The following is a 15,544-nucleotide window of genomic DNA, read 5'->3' as shown; positions in this document are numbered from 1 at the left end:
ACCGCCCCATCACTGGGCACTTAACTGGATGACAATCGTTCCAGACGACTCACCCAGGCATCAAAATGAGGACAATTGTCACGCAGTTCGGGTAAACCAATAGCGGCGGCAGCCGAAGACCCTACCCGTACTTTCAGCTTCTCATACAGCGGCACATAACGAATGATCCGCTTGCTGGGCGCTGTTGCGTCCCCCTCATTGACCTCTTCGGGCGATGCGCCTTGCACCTCCCGCGCCAACAAGTCCAGGACATCCTCGCTCCCGCTAATGCGGCGCGCCAACTGAGATAAATCACAATAAAGCAGCGCCTCAAATTCGTGCAACTGAAAATAGGGAATGAACCGCCTGTCGCCCAAATCCTCCCGCAAAGCGCGCTCCAGCACCGCCACGCGACCTTCCGATGTCGATTCACGCCGAGACTCGCCCCAACCAGGAAAATCCGCGGATAGCCCATAATAGTCGATCATGGTCGTGAAATACGCCTCTGAGTGCTTGTCCTGGCGCATGTGGCGTTCAAGGTCCGCACGCACGTGCGCATAGCGCAAGACGCCACTACGGCTGCCTAATTTGCGATTGGTCGTCACCAGAATTGCCCGCATCTCTAGCTGGAATTCCACCAGATGCGGTTTCAGCACGGCTTCCGCGAACGTCCGTTCCGTTTGCCCCTCCACCATTGCATAAAGCCTGATCCACGGCTTCAAGGCGTTCCTCCCAACTCATTCTTTTCCCAAAGCTGCCCCAACGTGTATTCCGCCAGCCATTCCTGTAGCTGTTTCGTTTCCGGTCGGTTGAAAGTCGATTCGCCCTGTTCATGGTTCACCACGATAACGTGTTCGGGCGACAGCTCATCCAACAGCAAAGATGATTGCGTGGAAACAATCAACTGCGACCGACTGGACGCCTCATGCAACAGACTGGCGAGCAACTGAATCGCAAATGGATGAAGTCCCAATTCTGGCTCGTCAATAATAATCGTAGACAACGGCTCAGGTTGGAGCAGCAGCGTCGCCAGACAAATGAAGCGCAGGGTCCCATCGGAAAGCTGATGCGGATAGTACAGTAGATCAGAATAACGATCCTTCCAGAGCAGTTGCGTCTGTCCTGGGGAACCTTCATGCAAAGCAAATGCGCCAAAGAATGGAACGACCTGTCTGACCACTTCCTCAATCTGGGCGTATTGCGCCGCGTGGCGCTGGCTCATACGCAAGAGAAAGGGAGCCAGATTCGCCGCATTGCCGTGCAGCACCAAATTGTCAACGATATTGTGCAAGCCCATGACGGGAGCGGAAGGGGAAGTGTCATGAAAGTGATAAACGCGCCATCCTTGAATCGTGTCCACCACCCATTGTTCACTGGCGCTGCGTGGTCTCGCCTGGGCAATCTTGCTTTCTACATGACCACCGCCCTGAGCATTCTCAATCCGACCATACCATGGTCCGGCGAACGGCGCGGATTCTTGCGCGAAAAACAGTGAGCGATCATCCGCCGCACGCAGGGTGAACTTGTATTCATTGAGGCCAAAAACCAGACGCGCGCTTAGTTCCGGCGTCACCTTCATGCCCCGAAAAAGGAAAGCGTCCGCCCGCCCCCGCGCGCTCACGTAGTTTTGCAGGCCTTTGTTTGGGTCCAACATGTGCCCCAACATTTCAAAAAAGCGGATGAAGTTGGTTTTGCCAGAACCGTTCGCGCCAATGAGAACATTCAAGTCTGGCCTGACGGGAAAATCCCGCAATTCGCGGATAGATTTGTAGCCGAGAAGGGTGATTTTTTCTAACGATCTTTGCGTTGTCATGAGATGTTTTCCCTGATGCGGGTCAATGTCAACATTTTAGCAGAGAGTGTCAGGTGGCAATGTCCTTTCTCACTGATGATCCGTGACAATAGCATACATCCGCAGGAGGGCGAAGTCGCCCAGCGGTCGGCCTTCGGCATCGCTGACGGGCAGGCGGCGGCCCTCGTTTTGCAGCCAGAGGCCGACGACCAGACGGTAGTTGCCTGCCGGCATTTCCTCCGGCAAAACCAACTCATGTTCATCACGCACATACCGGTCCAGCGGCCAACGCTCCGTGGGAAAATCCCCCGGATTCAACTTATCCGACTGCGTCGCCACCTGCCCATCTGGAGCCAGCAAATGCACAAAAACCTGGTAATTTTGGGGGACAACCGTCAGCGCGTGCCAATACAGCGTCAGACGTAACGACTGCCCCGGCTGCATAGTCTGGGGCGCGTCAAAGCCGATCAGGGCTATCTCGTCGTTGTAGACGATCCGCGCGTCCGTTTGCGCGGGGAGGGCGCGCAGGTCGGTGGATTCCAGGCGCAGCCAGCCCTGGGGAGAAATCAGCCCGACGTGCGCCAGGGTGATAATGCCGGCAACCACAACCATCGCCCACATTCCCCAAAAAGACGAGCGCAGCGCCCCCCACGCGGATGAGACCCCGCTGTTCTTTCTCCTACCCCTCTCGCTATACGAAGTGTAGCCGGCGACCGCAAGAGTCAGGACCAGGGATAGGAGCGTGACCCCGCTCGCGGCGCGGCGCGCGGGGGTTGGGCCAAAGAAAACGTCCACCTGCAAATTGCCGGCAGGCAGCGGGACCACCAAAAATCCCTCCGGCAGCCCCACATCCGTGGTCGCATCCCGACCATTCACCTGGGCGCGCCAGCCGGGGAAGGCAAATTGGTATAGGCGCAGGGCGAACGGCTCCGTGCCGCGCACGGTGTACCGGGTATGCAGCGGCGTGATGGCCGCGGCGGTCACGGTTGTGCCGGCAGGCAACGTGGCCCGATTAACGCGGTCCACCGGCTCGTCGCGCAACAAGGCGCGGACCACCTGCTCCGTGGGCAGCGGAATCACGTCTACGGTTGCCGGCACAAAATCCGCCGTAGAGGTCGTGCCCAGCCAGCGGCCTTCCAGTTCAATTTCGGCAATGCGGCGCGTGTCCGTGGGGCCAAAGTCGGCAGGCCAGGGCGGGATTTCGGTCAGCGGCAAGGCGGGCAGCATGACGAGGGCCAGCGCCGCCGCCCAAAACCAGCCGCGCCAGCCGCCGCCGTCACCCAGCCAGGCCCCGGCTCCCGCGCCGCCGACGACGGCCAGCATGATGGCGGTCGCGCCGAGCAGCCGCCACGGAAATTGCAGGAATGGCAGGCCGGGCACAATTTCCCAGAGGAAGGTGGATGCCGGCATCATCAAAAACAGCAACGCCGCCCCCGCCCACGCAAAAAACGCCGCCTGCCGCCGTCCCTGACCGCGCCGCGCCATCAGCGCCGCCATTCCCGCCGCACCCAGCAGCCACGGCCCCAGACCCAGATTAAAGACAAAATCCGGCTCCGTGGCTCCCCAGTCAAGGAGATGGGACACGCCCAACAGGGTGCGCCAGTCGAGAAAGTGGTGGCGGAAGTCGAAATGGCTGCCGCTGCCGATGACGGAGCGCAAATTGACGGCGCTTTGCTCCAGCGCCACGGGCAGCCAGAAGAAGGCGGCCACGCCCACGCCCAGCAGGAGGGCGGCAAACGACCAGCCGCGCCGCGGTTTCTCGCCGAGGATGAACCACCAGATGGACCAGGCGAGGAGGAGGGCAAAGAAGACGAGGGCCATGAGGTTGTGCGCCAGGATGATGCCGGCAGTCAGCAGGGAAGCAGCCAGCCAATTACCGGGGCCTGGGCAGCGGCGTAGGCGATCAAAGGCCCAAAAAGCGAGGGGGAGCAGGCCAAAGCTGAAGGATTCGGCAAGGTCGCCCCGGGCGTGGGGGTCTACAAATTGCAGGTAGGGGGCAAAGAGGACGAGGGCGGCGGCGAGAATGCCGGCATTTCGCCCCCAATTGTCGCGCACAAACCCATACACCCCCACCCCGGCCAACACCATCCCCAACACAAATACAAACTTCACCCCCTGCACCGCCGTCATGCCCAAAACCAGCATCGGCAGCAGTCCCAGGTAATAGGTCAGGGGGGCGTAGTAATTGAAAATGGGATAGCCGTAGCCGTAATAAAAGTCTGGCGCCCACCGGGGATACCAGACGCCACCGCGCACCAACCGGTTCAACTCCGCCAGGCGGAAAATGTGCAGTTCGGCGTCCGTTTGTTGCGGCAGCCCGGCGCGACTGATAAACGGCCACGCCACCAGCACGCACAGCAGCAGCACGACCCAAAAACCTGCGTCAGTTCGGCGTAAGGCGTTCATCGGCTGCCGCCCTGTAGGCGAAGGCGCGCGCCCGCGAGAACGGACCGCGCCTTCGCCTCTGAGGTTCACTCACCACAAGCGGGCAATGATCAGGCGATCATGCCCACGATTTCGTCAGGATTGGCAGCCACGCGCACGCCGGCGGCTTCCAGGGCAGCGATTTTGCCTTCCGCCGTGCCGCTTTTGCCTTCCACAATCGCGCCGGCGTGCCCCATACGCCGTCCAGGAGGAGCCGTTCTGCCGGCAATAAACGCCGTCACCCGTTTCGTCATATGTTGGGCGATGTACCTGGCCGCCTTCTCTTCATCCGTGCCGCCAATCTCACCGATCATAATCACCTGCTCCGTGTCCGGGTCCGCCTCAAACATCTTCAGCACGTCGATGAAGCTAGTTCCGTTCACCGGGTCGCCGCCGATGCCCACGCAGGTGGTCTGCCCGATGCCGCGGCTGGTGAGGGCGTACACGACCTCGTAGGTGAGTGTGCCACTGCGAGAGACGACGCCAATCGGCCCCGGCGTGACAATGGAGCCGGGAATGATGCCCACTTTGGCTTCGCCCGGCGTGATCAGACCGGGGCAGTTGGGACCGACCATGCGCACGCCTTTGGCGTCCAGGTAGGAGGTGATTTTGACCATGTCCAGAACGGGAATGCGTTCGGTGATGCACACAATCAGCTTAATGCCGCCATCCGCTGCTTCATAAATAGCATCGGCGGCAAAACGTGCCGGCACATACAACACGGACGCATTCGCCCCCGTGGCCTCCACCGCTTCCTGCACCGTATCAAAAACGGGCACGCCATGAATCCATTCGCCGCCCTTACCCGCGCGCACGCCCGCCACCACGTTCGTGCCATACTCGACCATCTGCTGCGTATGGAAGCTGCCTTCCCGCCCGGTAATACCCTGCACCAACAGGCGCGTGTTCTTGTCAACTAAGATACTCATCGTTACTCTCCTCGCGCCAGTTTCACAGCCTTTTGCGCCGCTTCGGATAAGGTCGTGGCCGTCACCATGTCGGCCTCTTGCAAAATGCGCAGTCCTTCTTCCGCATTCGTGCCCAGCAAACGGACCACCATGGGCACTTTCGTGTCAAGCTGACGCAGCGCCTCAATAATACCGCGCGCCACCTCATCGCCGCGCACAATGCCGCCAAAGACGTTGAATAGTACCGCCTTGACGCGCGAGTCGGAAAGAATGATACGCAGCGCCGTCGCCACCTGATCCGACTTGGCCCCGCCGCCGATGTCCAGGAAATTGGCGGGTTCGCCGCCATAGAGCTTGATGATGTCCATGGTGGCCATCGCCAGCCCCGCGCCGTTAACCATGCAGCCAATCTCGCCGTCGAGCTGGATGTAGTTGACGCCGCTGAGGCGGGCTTCCCGCTCCGCCGCCGGCTCCTCATCCACGTCGCGCATCTCTTCCAGATCGGGATGGCGGTAGAGCGCGTTGTCGTCTACGGAAAATTTGCCGTCAAGCGCCAATAACTTGCCCGTGCCGGTGATCACCAGGGGGTTGATCTCCGCCAGTGAAGCGTCATTCTTGAGAAAAGCCGCGTACAGACCCGCCGCCAGCTTGTGAAAATCCGACCACAGATTTTGCGGCAGGTTCATGCCCGATGCCAGATAGGTCGTCTGATACTGGCGCAGGCCGATGTTGGGGTTAATGTGCACGCGGAAAATCTTTTCCGGCGTTGTCTCCGCCACTTCTTCGATGTCCATGCCACCGGCAGCGGAAGCCATCATCATGGGCAGTTTTTTGGCGCGGTCAATCAACACCGCCAGATAAATCTCTTGCTGAATGCCAGGGGACTGCTCGTCAATGAGCACTTTGCGCACGGTCAGGCCCTTGATATTCATGCCCAGGATGTGTCGCGCCAGTTCCTCGGCTTCGTCCGGGGTGTTTGCCAGTTTGACGCCGCCCGCCTTGCCGCGCCCGCCCGTCAAGACCTGCGCTTTGACCACGACTTTGCCGCCCAGATCGCGGGCAACGGCGCGCGCCTGCGACGGGGTGGAGGCCACATCGCCGTTGGGAATAGGTACACCTTCTTTGGCAAATAATCGCTTTGCCTGGTATTCATGTAGATTCACTCGAAGCTCCTTTACATAGTTGGATGGATACACCGGGCACGAGGGCAAAACAGGTCACGGACGGGATGAAAAAATCGTCTTGACGCCCGCTGGTTGAATGAGCGTCGTTGCCCCACGCAGCCATAAGCCACGCCAGAGATGTGGTCCTGTGCCGGCAAATCGGCAGGCAAATTGGGAACTGACTCACGGGCAGCCAAATGGGTGGTGTCGAGAACCGGCGACGCGAATTGTACAGGCGTGGAAAAGAGGCCGACCGGTTACCACGGTCAGACCGCCGCGCATTATAACATGGTCATAAGTCACGGGCTATCTTATTTGCGCATCAGGAGAGGGAAATCCAGGCGACAGCCAGGCGACGTCGTCAAAACATCGCTTTTCCGTTTTGTATGCGGGCGGTAATTCGGTACAATCCTGGCCAACAACAAACTGTTAACAATAGTGACTGTTCAACCTCCGGGGTACATAGTCTAACGAACGTTCCCGGAAGTGGCATTTCAGGCCCAAAATGTCTTGTTGTTGATGACCATCAAAGAATAACTTCCCCCTTTTATTTTATTGGTTCTTTCTCCAAGAATGAACCAATCTTGGCTGACTTAACATCAAAACAGCTTCCGGGAAGGTGGAGGTGAATAGTTAAACGATGAACGCAGAACGTGCTGCTCTTACCCGTTACGAACCTCTAACCATCAACTGTTCTTGCCACGACCCACTGATGACTACTTTGAAGGAGTTGAGATGACGCAGAAGCGCATTGGTCTGTTGATTGGGCGCGAGTGGAGTTGGCCGTCCGCTATTATGGCGGAGGTCAACCGTCGCAGCAGTCGCGTGACGGCGGAGTTGGTGAAACTAAGCGGCGTCAAGACAAATGATGTGCTTGGCTATGACGTCATTGTGGACCGCATGTCCCATGAAATTCCCTTTTACCGGGCTGTGGTGAAGTATGCGGCGATGCAAGGATGCGTGGTGCTAAACGACCCGTACACGTGGTCCATTGACGACAAGTTTTATGGGTTGAGTTTGGTGGCGCAGTTGGGGATGAAGATCCCGCGCACGCTAATTTTACCCAACAAGACGGTGGAGGCGGATACGGTTCCGGAGAGTTTCCGCAATCTCTCTTATCCGCTGGATTGGGAAGGGGTGATTGGGTACGTGGGTGTGCCGGCAATTTTCAAGGATGCGATCACCGGCGGACGACGCATTTCCTACCGCGTGCACAACGTGGATGAGTTGATTGACCGATACGACCAGAGCCATACATTAACGATGATTTTGCAGGAGATCGTGCCGGCGGAAAAGCACATCCACTGCTTCGTCATCGGCGGCGACAATGTCCTCCCGCTGGAATTCTCCCTGGAAAAAAAGACCTACCAGATCGAAACGCCAGGCCTCGACGCGGACCTGCTGGCGCGCATTCGGGCGGACGCCAGCACGATCACGCGCGCGTTTGGCTATGACATCAACATGGTCGAATTCGCCCTGGCCGACGGCACGCCTTACGTGATCAACCCCACCAACCCGTCGCCGGCGATGGACGTTAACCTGATGGGGGCGGCAGCCTTCCACTGGTGCGTGGAACAATCCGCCGCCCTGGCAATTGACTGCGCCCTGAATCCCCGCCCACGGGCAACCCGCCCGCCGTGGCGGGTGAAGGTCGACGGTTAAATCGTCCGTTCCCTACACCGTCTCCATATCTGCCGTCTTTTTCGCCGGTGGTGATCAGACACGTCTGGTTGCCGTGCGACAATTGGCTGTCGTTGTCCGGTTGACGGGGCGTGATATAATCGCTGCGTTAATTGTTGACATGTCAACTATTTTGGCGAAGCAAGATTCGCCAGGAATGATGTTTTTGCCGCGAAATGTCACTGATGCGCGGCGACATGAAGGTAAGAGAGATGACGTTACTTGAGGAAAAAATGCCGGCAAAACTCCGGCGCTTGCCCGACTTAGCCTACAACCTCTGGTGGAGTTGGACCCCCGAAGCTCGCAATCTGTTCAAACGACTAGACCTGACCCTCTGGCGCAGCACCCAACACAATCCCGTGCAAATGCTGCATGAAATCAGCCCGGAGCGCCTGGAAGCAGCCGCCAACGATCCCGTTTTTGCGCGCCGCTACAACCAGGTACTCATGCGCCTGGACCAGGAAATGGCAAACGGTCATAGCTGGTTCCACACCACCTACCCGGAACTCAAAGAAAGGACAATCGCTTACTTCTCCGCCGAATTTGGCCTGCACAACTCCCTCCCCATCTACTCCGGCGGCCTGGGCATTTTGTCGGGCGACCACGCCAAAGAGGCCAGTGACCTGGGGCTGCCCCTCGTCTGCGTCGGCTTCATGTATCCGCAGGGATATTTCCGTCAACGTATTCCCGCGCACGGCTGGCAGGAAGCGGTCTACCAGCAGTTGGACATGCACATCGCCCCCATCCGCCCGGTCCTCCATCCGGATGGTCACCCGTTGATGATCAGCGTCCCCATTGGCGATCGGTACGTTTTTGCCCGGGCCTGGAAAATCGAAGCGGGCCGCACCGCGCTCTACTTGATGGATACGGACGTGGATGAAAACGACCCCTGGGAGCGTGAACTCTCGGCGCGCCTCTACTCCGGGGACAACGAAATGCGCATCCGCCAGGAGATCATGCTGGGCATTGGCGGCGTGCGGCTGCTGCGCGCCCTCGGCTACCAGCCCGGCGCATGGCACATGAACGAGGGACATTCCGCCTTCCTGGTGTTGGAGTTAATCCGCGAAAAAGTGCAGGCGGGTATGAGCTTCGCCGCCGCCGCCGCCGATGTCAAGCAACAAACCATTTTCACCACGCACACCCCTGTACCCGCCGGTCATGACACGTTCCCGTTCCACATGGTGGAGCATTATTTCGCCAATTTCTGGCACGAAATGGGCCTGAATCGGGAGCAGTTCCTCAGCCTGGGCGAACACCAGGAGTCGTGGGGCGTCGCTTTCAACATGACGGTGCTGGCTCTGCGTATGGCGGGGATGGCGAATGGCGTCAGCAAACTGCATGGCGACGTATCGCGAGCGATGTGGAACGAGGTCTGGCCGGACAGATCGGTGCGCGATGTACCCATCATTTCCGTAACCAACGGCGTCCATGTGCCCACCTGGATTTCCAGCGAGATGAGCGATCAGTTCAACAAGTATCTGGGACCGGATTGGCGGGATAGACAGGATGACCTGGCCGTATGGGAGCGGATCAAGGATTTGCCGGCACAAGACCTCTGGGACGTCCACCTGGAAATGAAGCGCAAGTTGATCCACTTCCTGCGTGAAAGGTTGCGCACCCAGTGGATAGCCGGAACCGCCGACCCCCTGCAAGTACTCGTCAACGGCCGTCTCCTGGACCCCTACGCACTGACGATTGGCTTTGCTCGCCGTTTTGCGACCTACAAACGCGCCACTCTGATCTTCAAGGACATTGAGCGGCTGCGCCGTATTCTGCTGGACGCACACCGCCCCGTGCAGATTGTTTTTGCCGGCAAAGCTCACCCCGCCGACGATCCTGGCAAACGGCTCATTCAGGAAATCTACAATCTGGCGAAAAACAACCAGTTGGGCGGGCGCGTCGCATTTCTGGAAGATTACGACATGCACATGGCGCGCTATCTCACGCAGGGCGTCGATGTCTGGTTGAACACGCCCCGCCTCCCCCGCGAAGCCAGCGGCACCAGCGGCATGAAAGCCTCACTCAACGGCGTGCCCAACCTGAGCATCCTTGATGGCTGGTGGGCCGAAGGATACAATGGGGCCAATGGCTGGGCTATCGACGGGGGGCGGCACGACAACCCCGATGCCCAGGACCGGGCGGACGCAAATGCCATCTATGAACTGCTAGAAGAGGAGGTTGTCCCCCTCTTCTATGAACGAGATCGGGATGACATCCCGCGCGGCTGGGTAGAAATGATGCGCGAGGCAATTCGCGGAAATACGCCCCAGTTCAGTATGCGGCGGATGGTGAAGGAGTATGCCACGTTGATGTATGTGCCGGCATTACGCACCACGCAACCCCAAACGGAACCCGCCTGATCACCCGCCTGCCTAAAGCGCCTATGAAACAGTGGCTGCGCCGCACCGGCTGCCTCCTCCTCATCCTGTTCTGGCTGTTCCTCATGTCCTTGCCGCTGCTGGCCGTGAACATTGCCCGCGGCGGCCAGGTTCGCCTGGGCGCGCAGGATGGGGCGCACCTGCGCATCTTTCTCGTGCAGGAAGAAAAACTGAATGGTCTTGGTTTGGAATGGGCACGCGACGTGGCGGGAACCGGGACATGCCGGCATACCTCCGTCACCTATCTGATGTGGGAAGGGCAGGGAACCAGCGCCGACTATTGCCAATGCGATGACGGCGCTCCCTGCCCATGACGACAAAGAGCGTATTCGTTACGTTTCACGCCAGGATGTGGTAAAATAATTACCAAGATGGAAGCAACGGAGACACTGCCAGAAACGCCACCCGTAGAATGGGCACCCAGCCAGGCGCAGCGCAATCGAGAGAAAGCGCTGCGCCGCTTTAACGCGCTTTTTGTCTACGGCCCGTTGGGACTGGGCGTGTTGATCGTCCTCGGCCTGCTGGGCTGGCTCTTCTGGGCCGCCGTTTTGCCGCAGAGCTTCACGGGCGCGGACACGGCAGGAGCGCGGGGACTGGCCTCCGGGCTGGCGGATACGATTTTCATCCTGATGGCGCTGCCGTGGGCGCTGCTTTGTCCGCTGCTACCAATCGCGTTTATTGCCGGCATTTTCTACTCCCGCCGCCAGGGTCACGCCCCGCTGCGCCGTCTGCAACACCTTTTCTGGCGATTGGATGGCTTCCTGCATCAGATTGACGCCAAAGTCAACGAATTCGCCCCACGCATCGCGCAAGCGGTCACTGCCGGCAACGCCACCATCACCCGCCTGACAACCACCGCCGCCCGCCTCGTCCAACCCAAAGCCACACCACCAACGGAACAGCAAACAACGACACCTAACCACACGCAGGACACCTGATGGATAATAACTGGAAACAGAAATTTCTCATTATTGGTGCGCTTGCCGGTGCCTTCATCGGCCTGGCGACCACCTACCTTCTCATCCGCACCGCCGAGGAAAACGGCGGCGGTCCGCCCCGAATTGACACCAAGGATGCCATCAAAGTAGCCGTCGCCACCATCGGCGCGGTACGCGGCATCGCCTCCCTCGGAGAAGGCAAAAAATAAGCCGGGCGCGCCCTATTCCAAACGAAACCCACTTCTCCGAACCGCCACCCACGGCAAAATACGTCAAACCCGGATAATTTCAAGTAGTATGCCGCATATTATTCTGGTAGATGACAACCTTAGCAGTATCCAATTACTGCGCGTATTGCTGGAAATGGATAGCTTCTCCGTTACCTGCGCGACAAATAAGGAAAGCGCGCGGGCCTGCATCACGGGCCAGGTAGACGCCTTCGTGATTGATTACCATCTTGCCGGCAACGACACCGGCCTGGAATTGTTGCAGGAAATTCGTACTGGACAAACCTCCACACGCAAAGACATCCCCATCATCATCACCTCCGGCGATGCCCGCCGCGCCGAAACCGCGCTGCAAGCGGGCGCGGATCGTTTCTTCCTAAAACCCTTCCCCTTCCGTGAACTGCTCGCGGACCTCAAAACACGACTTTAACCCTCCGCGCGCAATCCATCAGGCGGCTTGCCGCCCAAAAAACGCATTTTGTAGGTGCGTTGCATCGTTGAAAATGAAACCACTACACATTACCGACCACAGGCATCACTCTAATGGCAAGTAAATCGGGCCGAAACAAGCCCAAACCCAAAAATACAGCCCGCCAATGGCGGCGCATTGACTTACATCTACACACCCCAGGCTCCGAGGATTATCAAGAGCCTCACATTAGCTATCTGGACATTCTACGTCAGGCGGAACTACGCGGCCTGGACATCATCGCCTTCACCGACCACAACAGCGTGGCCGGCTTCACGGCCATGCGCAAGGAAATTGAGCAATTGTTATGGCTGGAAGAACTGGGGCGCATTGAATCGGACGAAAAACGGCGGCTGGAAGAGTATCGTCGGCTGCTAAACAAAATCCTGGTCTTGCCGGGATTCGAGTTCACGGCCATGTTTGGCTTCCACATTCTGGGCATTTTTCCGCAGGACACGCCCATGAGCTTCCTGGAACACCTGCTGCTCACCCTGAACGTGTCCCCGCAGGTATTGGGCAAAGGGAAAACCACCGCCGGAGCCACCAGCGACGTTCTCACCGCATACCGCGTCATCGATCAAGCCGGCGGCATCGTCATCGCCGCGCACGCCAATTCCGGCAACGGCGTGGCTATGCGTGGCCTCGATTTCGGCGGCCAAACGCGCATCGCCTACACGCAGGACCCCCATTTACACACGCTGGAAGTCACCGACCTGGAAAAGCGAGGCCGTTACACCACGCGCCGCTTCTTCGATGGTTCCAAACCGGAGTATCCGCGCCCCATGCGCTGCATCCAAGGCTCCGATGCCCACCGCCTCGTGCGCGACCCCAAGCAGCCCAAATCGCTGGGCGTGGGCGAACGCATCACGGAAGTGTTGTTGGACGCAGTCAGCTTTGAGGCGCTGGCCGCCGTGCTAAAGGGGAATGACCTCTCGCTGACACGCCCCTTCCGCGGACGGGCGGAACCGCTGGATTTTGTGCAGTTGGCGCGTGAGGAAGGCCCCTCCATTGTACAGGCATTCCATACGAGCCTATTGCAGCGGGGCGGGCATCAGGATCGTATTTTGCAGGACATTTGCGCCATGGCGAACACCAACGGCGGCACCATTTACGTGGGCGTCTCGGACAATCCGAAGGAAGCGCCCGTAGGCGTCAATGACGTGCATCGGGCCATTGAGCGACTACAAACAAAGGTTTCCAGCCGCTTCAGCCCTGAACCCGATCTGTCCATGGACGAATTGATGTCCAAGGGGCGGCACGTGGTACGCATCACGATACGCGCCGGCGAAGAGACGCCTTACGCGCTGGACGAAAACAAGTTTTTTGTGCGCGACGAAGCGGATACAACGCTGGCGGTGCGGGATGAGATAGTGCGGCTGGCGGAAAGAGGATTGGGCAGGTTGCCGCAAATGCCGGCAGAAAAAGCCGAATCCCTCGAGCGTACACCCACCGCCCACCCGGAAACACCTCCTCCCCCCGCCGCCGGGCGCACCGCCCCCGCAACCGAGATCGCTCCGCCGCGCACCGGCGTGGAAATTGTGGAAAGCCAGCAGCGCAAAGACAGCATCTACCACACCGTGCGCGACCTGCGGAACAACAACCTGATCAAGAACGTGACCAAATCCTCGGCGCGCAAGCTGTGGCACTACGCCATTATCCAGGCGGAAACGCACAAGCCAGACCCCGCGAAGATTCAATGGTACCGAAACATGGCGGTCCTGAACACGCGGCGCAAGGATGAGTACGTCTGGTATGACCTGGCGCTGCGCGATGGGGACACTCTGCGCGTCTTTTATGGGGTAACGGATAGCGGCCTCAATGATGAATGGCTGGATTTGATTGAGCACAGTGGAATGCTGCAAAAATGAGCACGGAACGACGGGTGGGGATTTTGACGGTCAGCGATCGCGGCGCGCGGGGGGAATATGAGGATCGTAGTGGACCGGTGATTGCCGGCATTCTCGCCCAACGCACCCCCTGGACCATCAGCGAAACAGCCATCGTCCCCGACGACCAGGACAGCATCAGCGACGCGCTGCGCCGCTGGTGCCGTGCCGGCCTCAACCTGATCCTGACCACCGGCGGCACGGGCTTTGCCCCGCGTGACGTCACGCCGGAAGCCACCCGCCGCGTCATTGAACGGGAAGCACCGGGCATTGCCGAGGCGCTGCGGGCGGAGAGCTTGAAGATTACGGCGCACGCGATGTTGTCACGGGGAATTGCCGGCATTTCCCACAACACCCTGATCATCAACCTCCCCGGCAGCCCCAAAGCCGTCAAAGAAAGCCTGGACATCCTCCTCCCCGTCCTCCCCCACGCCCTCGACCTCCTCACCGACGCGCCCGCCGCCGAACAGCAGCACCGTATTGTTTAGTCTCCTTCTGCAATGGCCGTCACCCCCTTTGACTTTCTCCGCCTGGACGACCTGCTCAACGACGAACAGCGCCACCTGCGCCAGCTTGTGCGCCGCTACGTTAGCGACCGGGTGCTGCCCCACATCAACCCATACTGGGAACGCGCCGAATTCCCCCGCGACATCGCCTTTGGCCTGCGCGAACTGCCCATCATGGGCACTATGCTGCGCGGCTACGGTTGCGCCGGGCTAGACCCATTGGCCGCGGGACTGGTTCGCTACGAACTGGGGCGCGGCGACGGCTCCATCGGCACGTTTTACGGCGTCCACTCCGGCCTGGCCATGGGCAGCATCGGCATGCTCGGCTCCGAAGCGCAGAAAGCGCGCTGGCTGCCCGACATGGCCGACCTGCGCAAAATCGGCGCATTTGGCCTCACCGAACCGGCGCGCGGCTCCGACGCCGCCAACGTCCTCACCACCGCCCGCCGCGATGGCGACAGCTACATCCTCAACGGCCAAAAACGGTGGATCGGCAACGCGGCCATCGCCGACTACCTCATCATTTGGGCCAAAGACGAAGCGGGGCAGATGGGCGGGTTCGTCATCGAAGAGCCGGGGGCGAATCCGGGCGTGCGCATCAGCAACATCGGCGGCAAAATTGGCAAGCGCGCCGTCCTCAACGCGGACATTGAACTAACGGAGGCGCGCATTCCCGCCGCCAATCGGCTGGCCGGCGCGCGCAGCTTCCGCGACGTGGCTCGCGTCCTCAGCTACACCCGCTACACCATCTGCTGGGAAGCAGCGGGCATTGCCGCTGCCTGCCTGGAATATGCCCTGGCCTATGCGCGGGAGCGGGAACAGTTTGGCCGCCCCATTGCCGGCTTCCAGCTTGTGCAGCAAAAACTGGTGGATATGGCCGCCGACGTGACGCAAATGCAGCTCTTCTGTTTCCGCCTGGCGCAATTGATGGCCGCCGGCCAGGCCACCAACGGCATGGTCTCCCTCGGAAAGTACAATAATGCCGGCAAAGCACGCCGCGTCGCCAGCCTGGCCAGAGAAATCTTGGGCGGCAATGGCATCCTGATTGAAAACCACATCGCCCGCCTCATGCTCGACGCGGAAGCCATCTACACCTACGAAGGGACCAACGAAATCAACCTCTTGATAGTCGGGCGCGAAATGACGGGCATCAGCGCCTTTGTGTAATTGGGATCATCACCCCACCAACCAACG

Annotated in this window: 14 protein-coding genes; 9 read left to right on the top strand and 5 right to left on the bottom strand. The window is 59.5% G+C overall.

Annotated features, from left to right (window positions below; genetic code table 11):
- Window positions 1-20: 20 nt before the first annotated feature.
- The 5 genes from H6650_06150 to sucC form a co-directional block, all read right to left on the bottom strand.
- Complete coding sequence (locus H6650_06150; GenBank protein ID MCB8951580.1) at window positions 21-701, bottom strand: DUF4276 family protein; 681 nt, start codon at window positions 699-701, stop codon at window positions 21-23.
- Window positions 698-1,792: an AAA family ATPase gene (locus H6650_06145; protein ID MCB8951579.1), complete on the bottom strand. Its 1,095-nt coding sequence runs from the start codon at window positions 1,790-1,792 to the stop codon at window positions 698-700. Before H6650_06145 ends, H6650_06150 begins: the two co-directional genes overlap by 4 nt.
- A gap of 69 nt (window positions 1,793-1,861) precedes the next feature.
- Window positions 1,862-4,177 carry a hypothetical protein gene (locus H6650_06140; protein ID MCB8951578.1) on the bottom strand — a complete coding sequence of 772 codons (2,316 nt, stop codon included), beginning with the start codon at window positions 4,175-4,177 and terminating at the stop codon, window positions 1,862-1,864.
- 89 nt (window positions 4,178-4,266) lie between these two features.
- On the bottom strand, window positions 4,267-5,124 hold the full coding sequence (sucD, locus tag H6650_06135) for a succinate--CoA ligase subunit alpha (GenBank protein MCB8951577.1): 858 nt from the start codon (window positions 5,122-5,124) through the stop codon (window positions 4,267-4,269).
- Window positions 5,125-5,126: 2 nt separating this feature from the next.
- A complete protein-coding gene (gene sucC, locus H6650_06130; protein MCB8951576.1) occupies window positions 5,127-6,266 on the bottom strand; it encodes an ADP-forming succinate--CoA ligase subunit beta in 1,140 nt (379 codons plus the stop codon).
- A gap of 735 nt (window positions 6,267-7,001) precedes the next feature.
- Between sucC and H6650_06125 the strand changes: the two genes are divergently transcribed.
- From H6650_06125 to H6650_06085, 9 genes are all read left to right on the top strand, one after another.
- A complete protein-coding gene (locus H6650_06125) occupies window positions 7,002-7,928 on the top strand; it encodes a hypothetical protein (protein MCB8951575.1) in 927 nt (308 codons plus the stop codon).
- Window positions 7,929-8,143: 215 nt separating this feature from the next.
- Complete coding sequence (gene glgP, locus H6650_06120) at window positions 8,144-10,306, top strand: alpha-glucan family phosphorylase (protein MCB8951574.1); 2,163 nt, start codon at window positions 8,144-8,146, stop codon at window positions 10,304-10,306.
- Window positions 10,307-10,329: 23 nt separating this feature from the next.
- Window positions 10,330-10,638 (top strand): hypothetical protein, encoded by a 309-nt coding sequence (locus H6650_06115; GenBank protein ID MCB8951573.1) that lies wholly within the window; start codon window positions 10,330-10,332, stop codon window positions 10,636-10,638.
- A 57-nt stretch (window positions 10,639-10,695) separates the two neighbouring features.
- Window positions 10,696-11,262 (top strand): hypothetical protein, encoded by a 567-nt coding sequence (locus H6650_06110; GenBank protein ID MCB8951572.1) that lies wholly within the window; start codon window positions 10,696-10,698, stop codon window positions 11,260-11,262.
- The gene (locus tag H6650_06105; protein ID MCB8951571.1) at window positions 11,262-11,471 is read left to right on the top strand and encodes a hypothetical protein; all 210 of its coding nucleotides are present in this window, start codon (window positions 11,262-11,264) and stop codon (window positions 11,469-11,471) included. The genes H6650_06110 and H6650_06105 overlap by 1 nt, the downstream gene beginning before the upstream one ends.
- A gap of 88 nt (window positions 11,472-11,559) precedes the next feature.
- Window positions 11,560-11,919 (top strand): response regulator, encoded by a 360-nt coding sequence (locus tag H6650_06100; protein ID MCB8951570.1) that lies wholly within the window; start codon window positions 11,560-11,562, stop codon window positions 11,917-11,919.
- A gap of 113 nt (window positions 11,920-12,032) precedes the next feature.
- Window positions 12,033-13,826: a putative DNA binding domain-containing protein gene (locus tag H6650_06095; protein ID MCB8951569.1), complete on the top strand. Its 1,794-nt coding sequence runs from the start codon at window positions 12,033-12,035 to the stop codon at window positions 13,824-13,826.
- Window positions 13,823-14,332: a MogA/MoaB family molybdenum cofactor biosynthesis protein gene (locus H6650_06090; GenBank protein ID MCB8951568.1), complete on the top strand. Its 510-nt coding sequence runs from the start codon at window positions 13,823-13,825 to the stop codon at window positions 14,330-14,332. Before H6650_06095 ends, H6650_06090 begins: the two co-directional genes overlap by 4 nt.
- A 12-nt stretch (window positions 14,333-14,344) precedes the next feature.
- On the top strand, window positions 14,345-15,517 hold the full coding sequence (locus tag H6650_06085; GenBank protein MCB8951567.1) for an acyl-CoA dehydrogenase family protein: 1,173 nt from the start codon (window positions 14,345-14,347) through the stop codon (window positions 15,515-15,517).
- The last annotated feature ends 27 nt before the right edge of the window (window positions 15,518-15,544 follow it).

It is taken from the genome of Ardenticatenales bacterium (assembly GCA_020634515.1).
In the GTDB taxonomy this organism is placed as follows: Bacteria; Chloroflexota; Anaerolineae; order Promineifilales; family Promineifilaceae; genus JAGVTM01.
The sequence above is the reverse complement of the archived record's forward strand: the minus strand, read 5'-3'. Positions and strand labels throughout refer to the sequence as shown.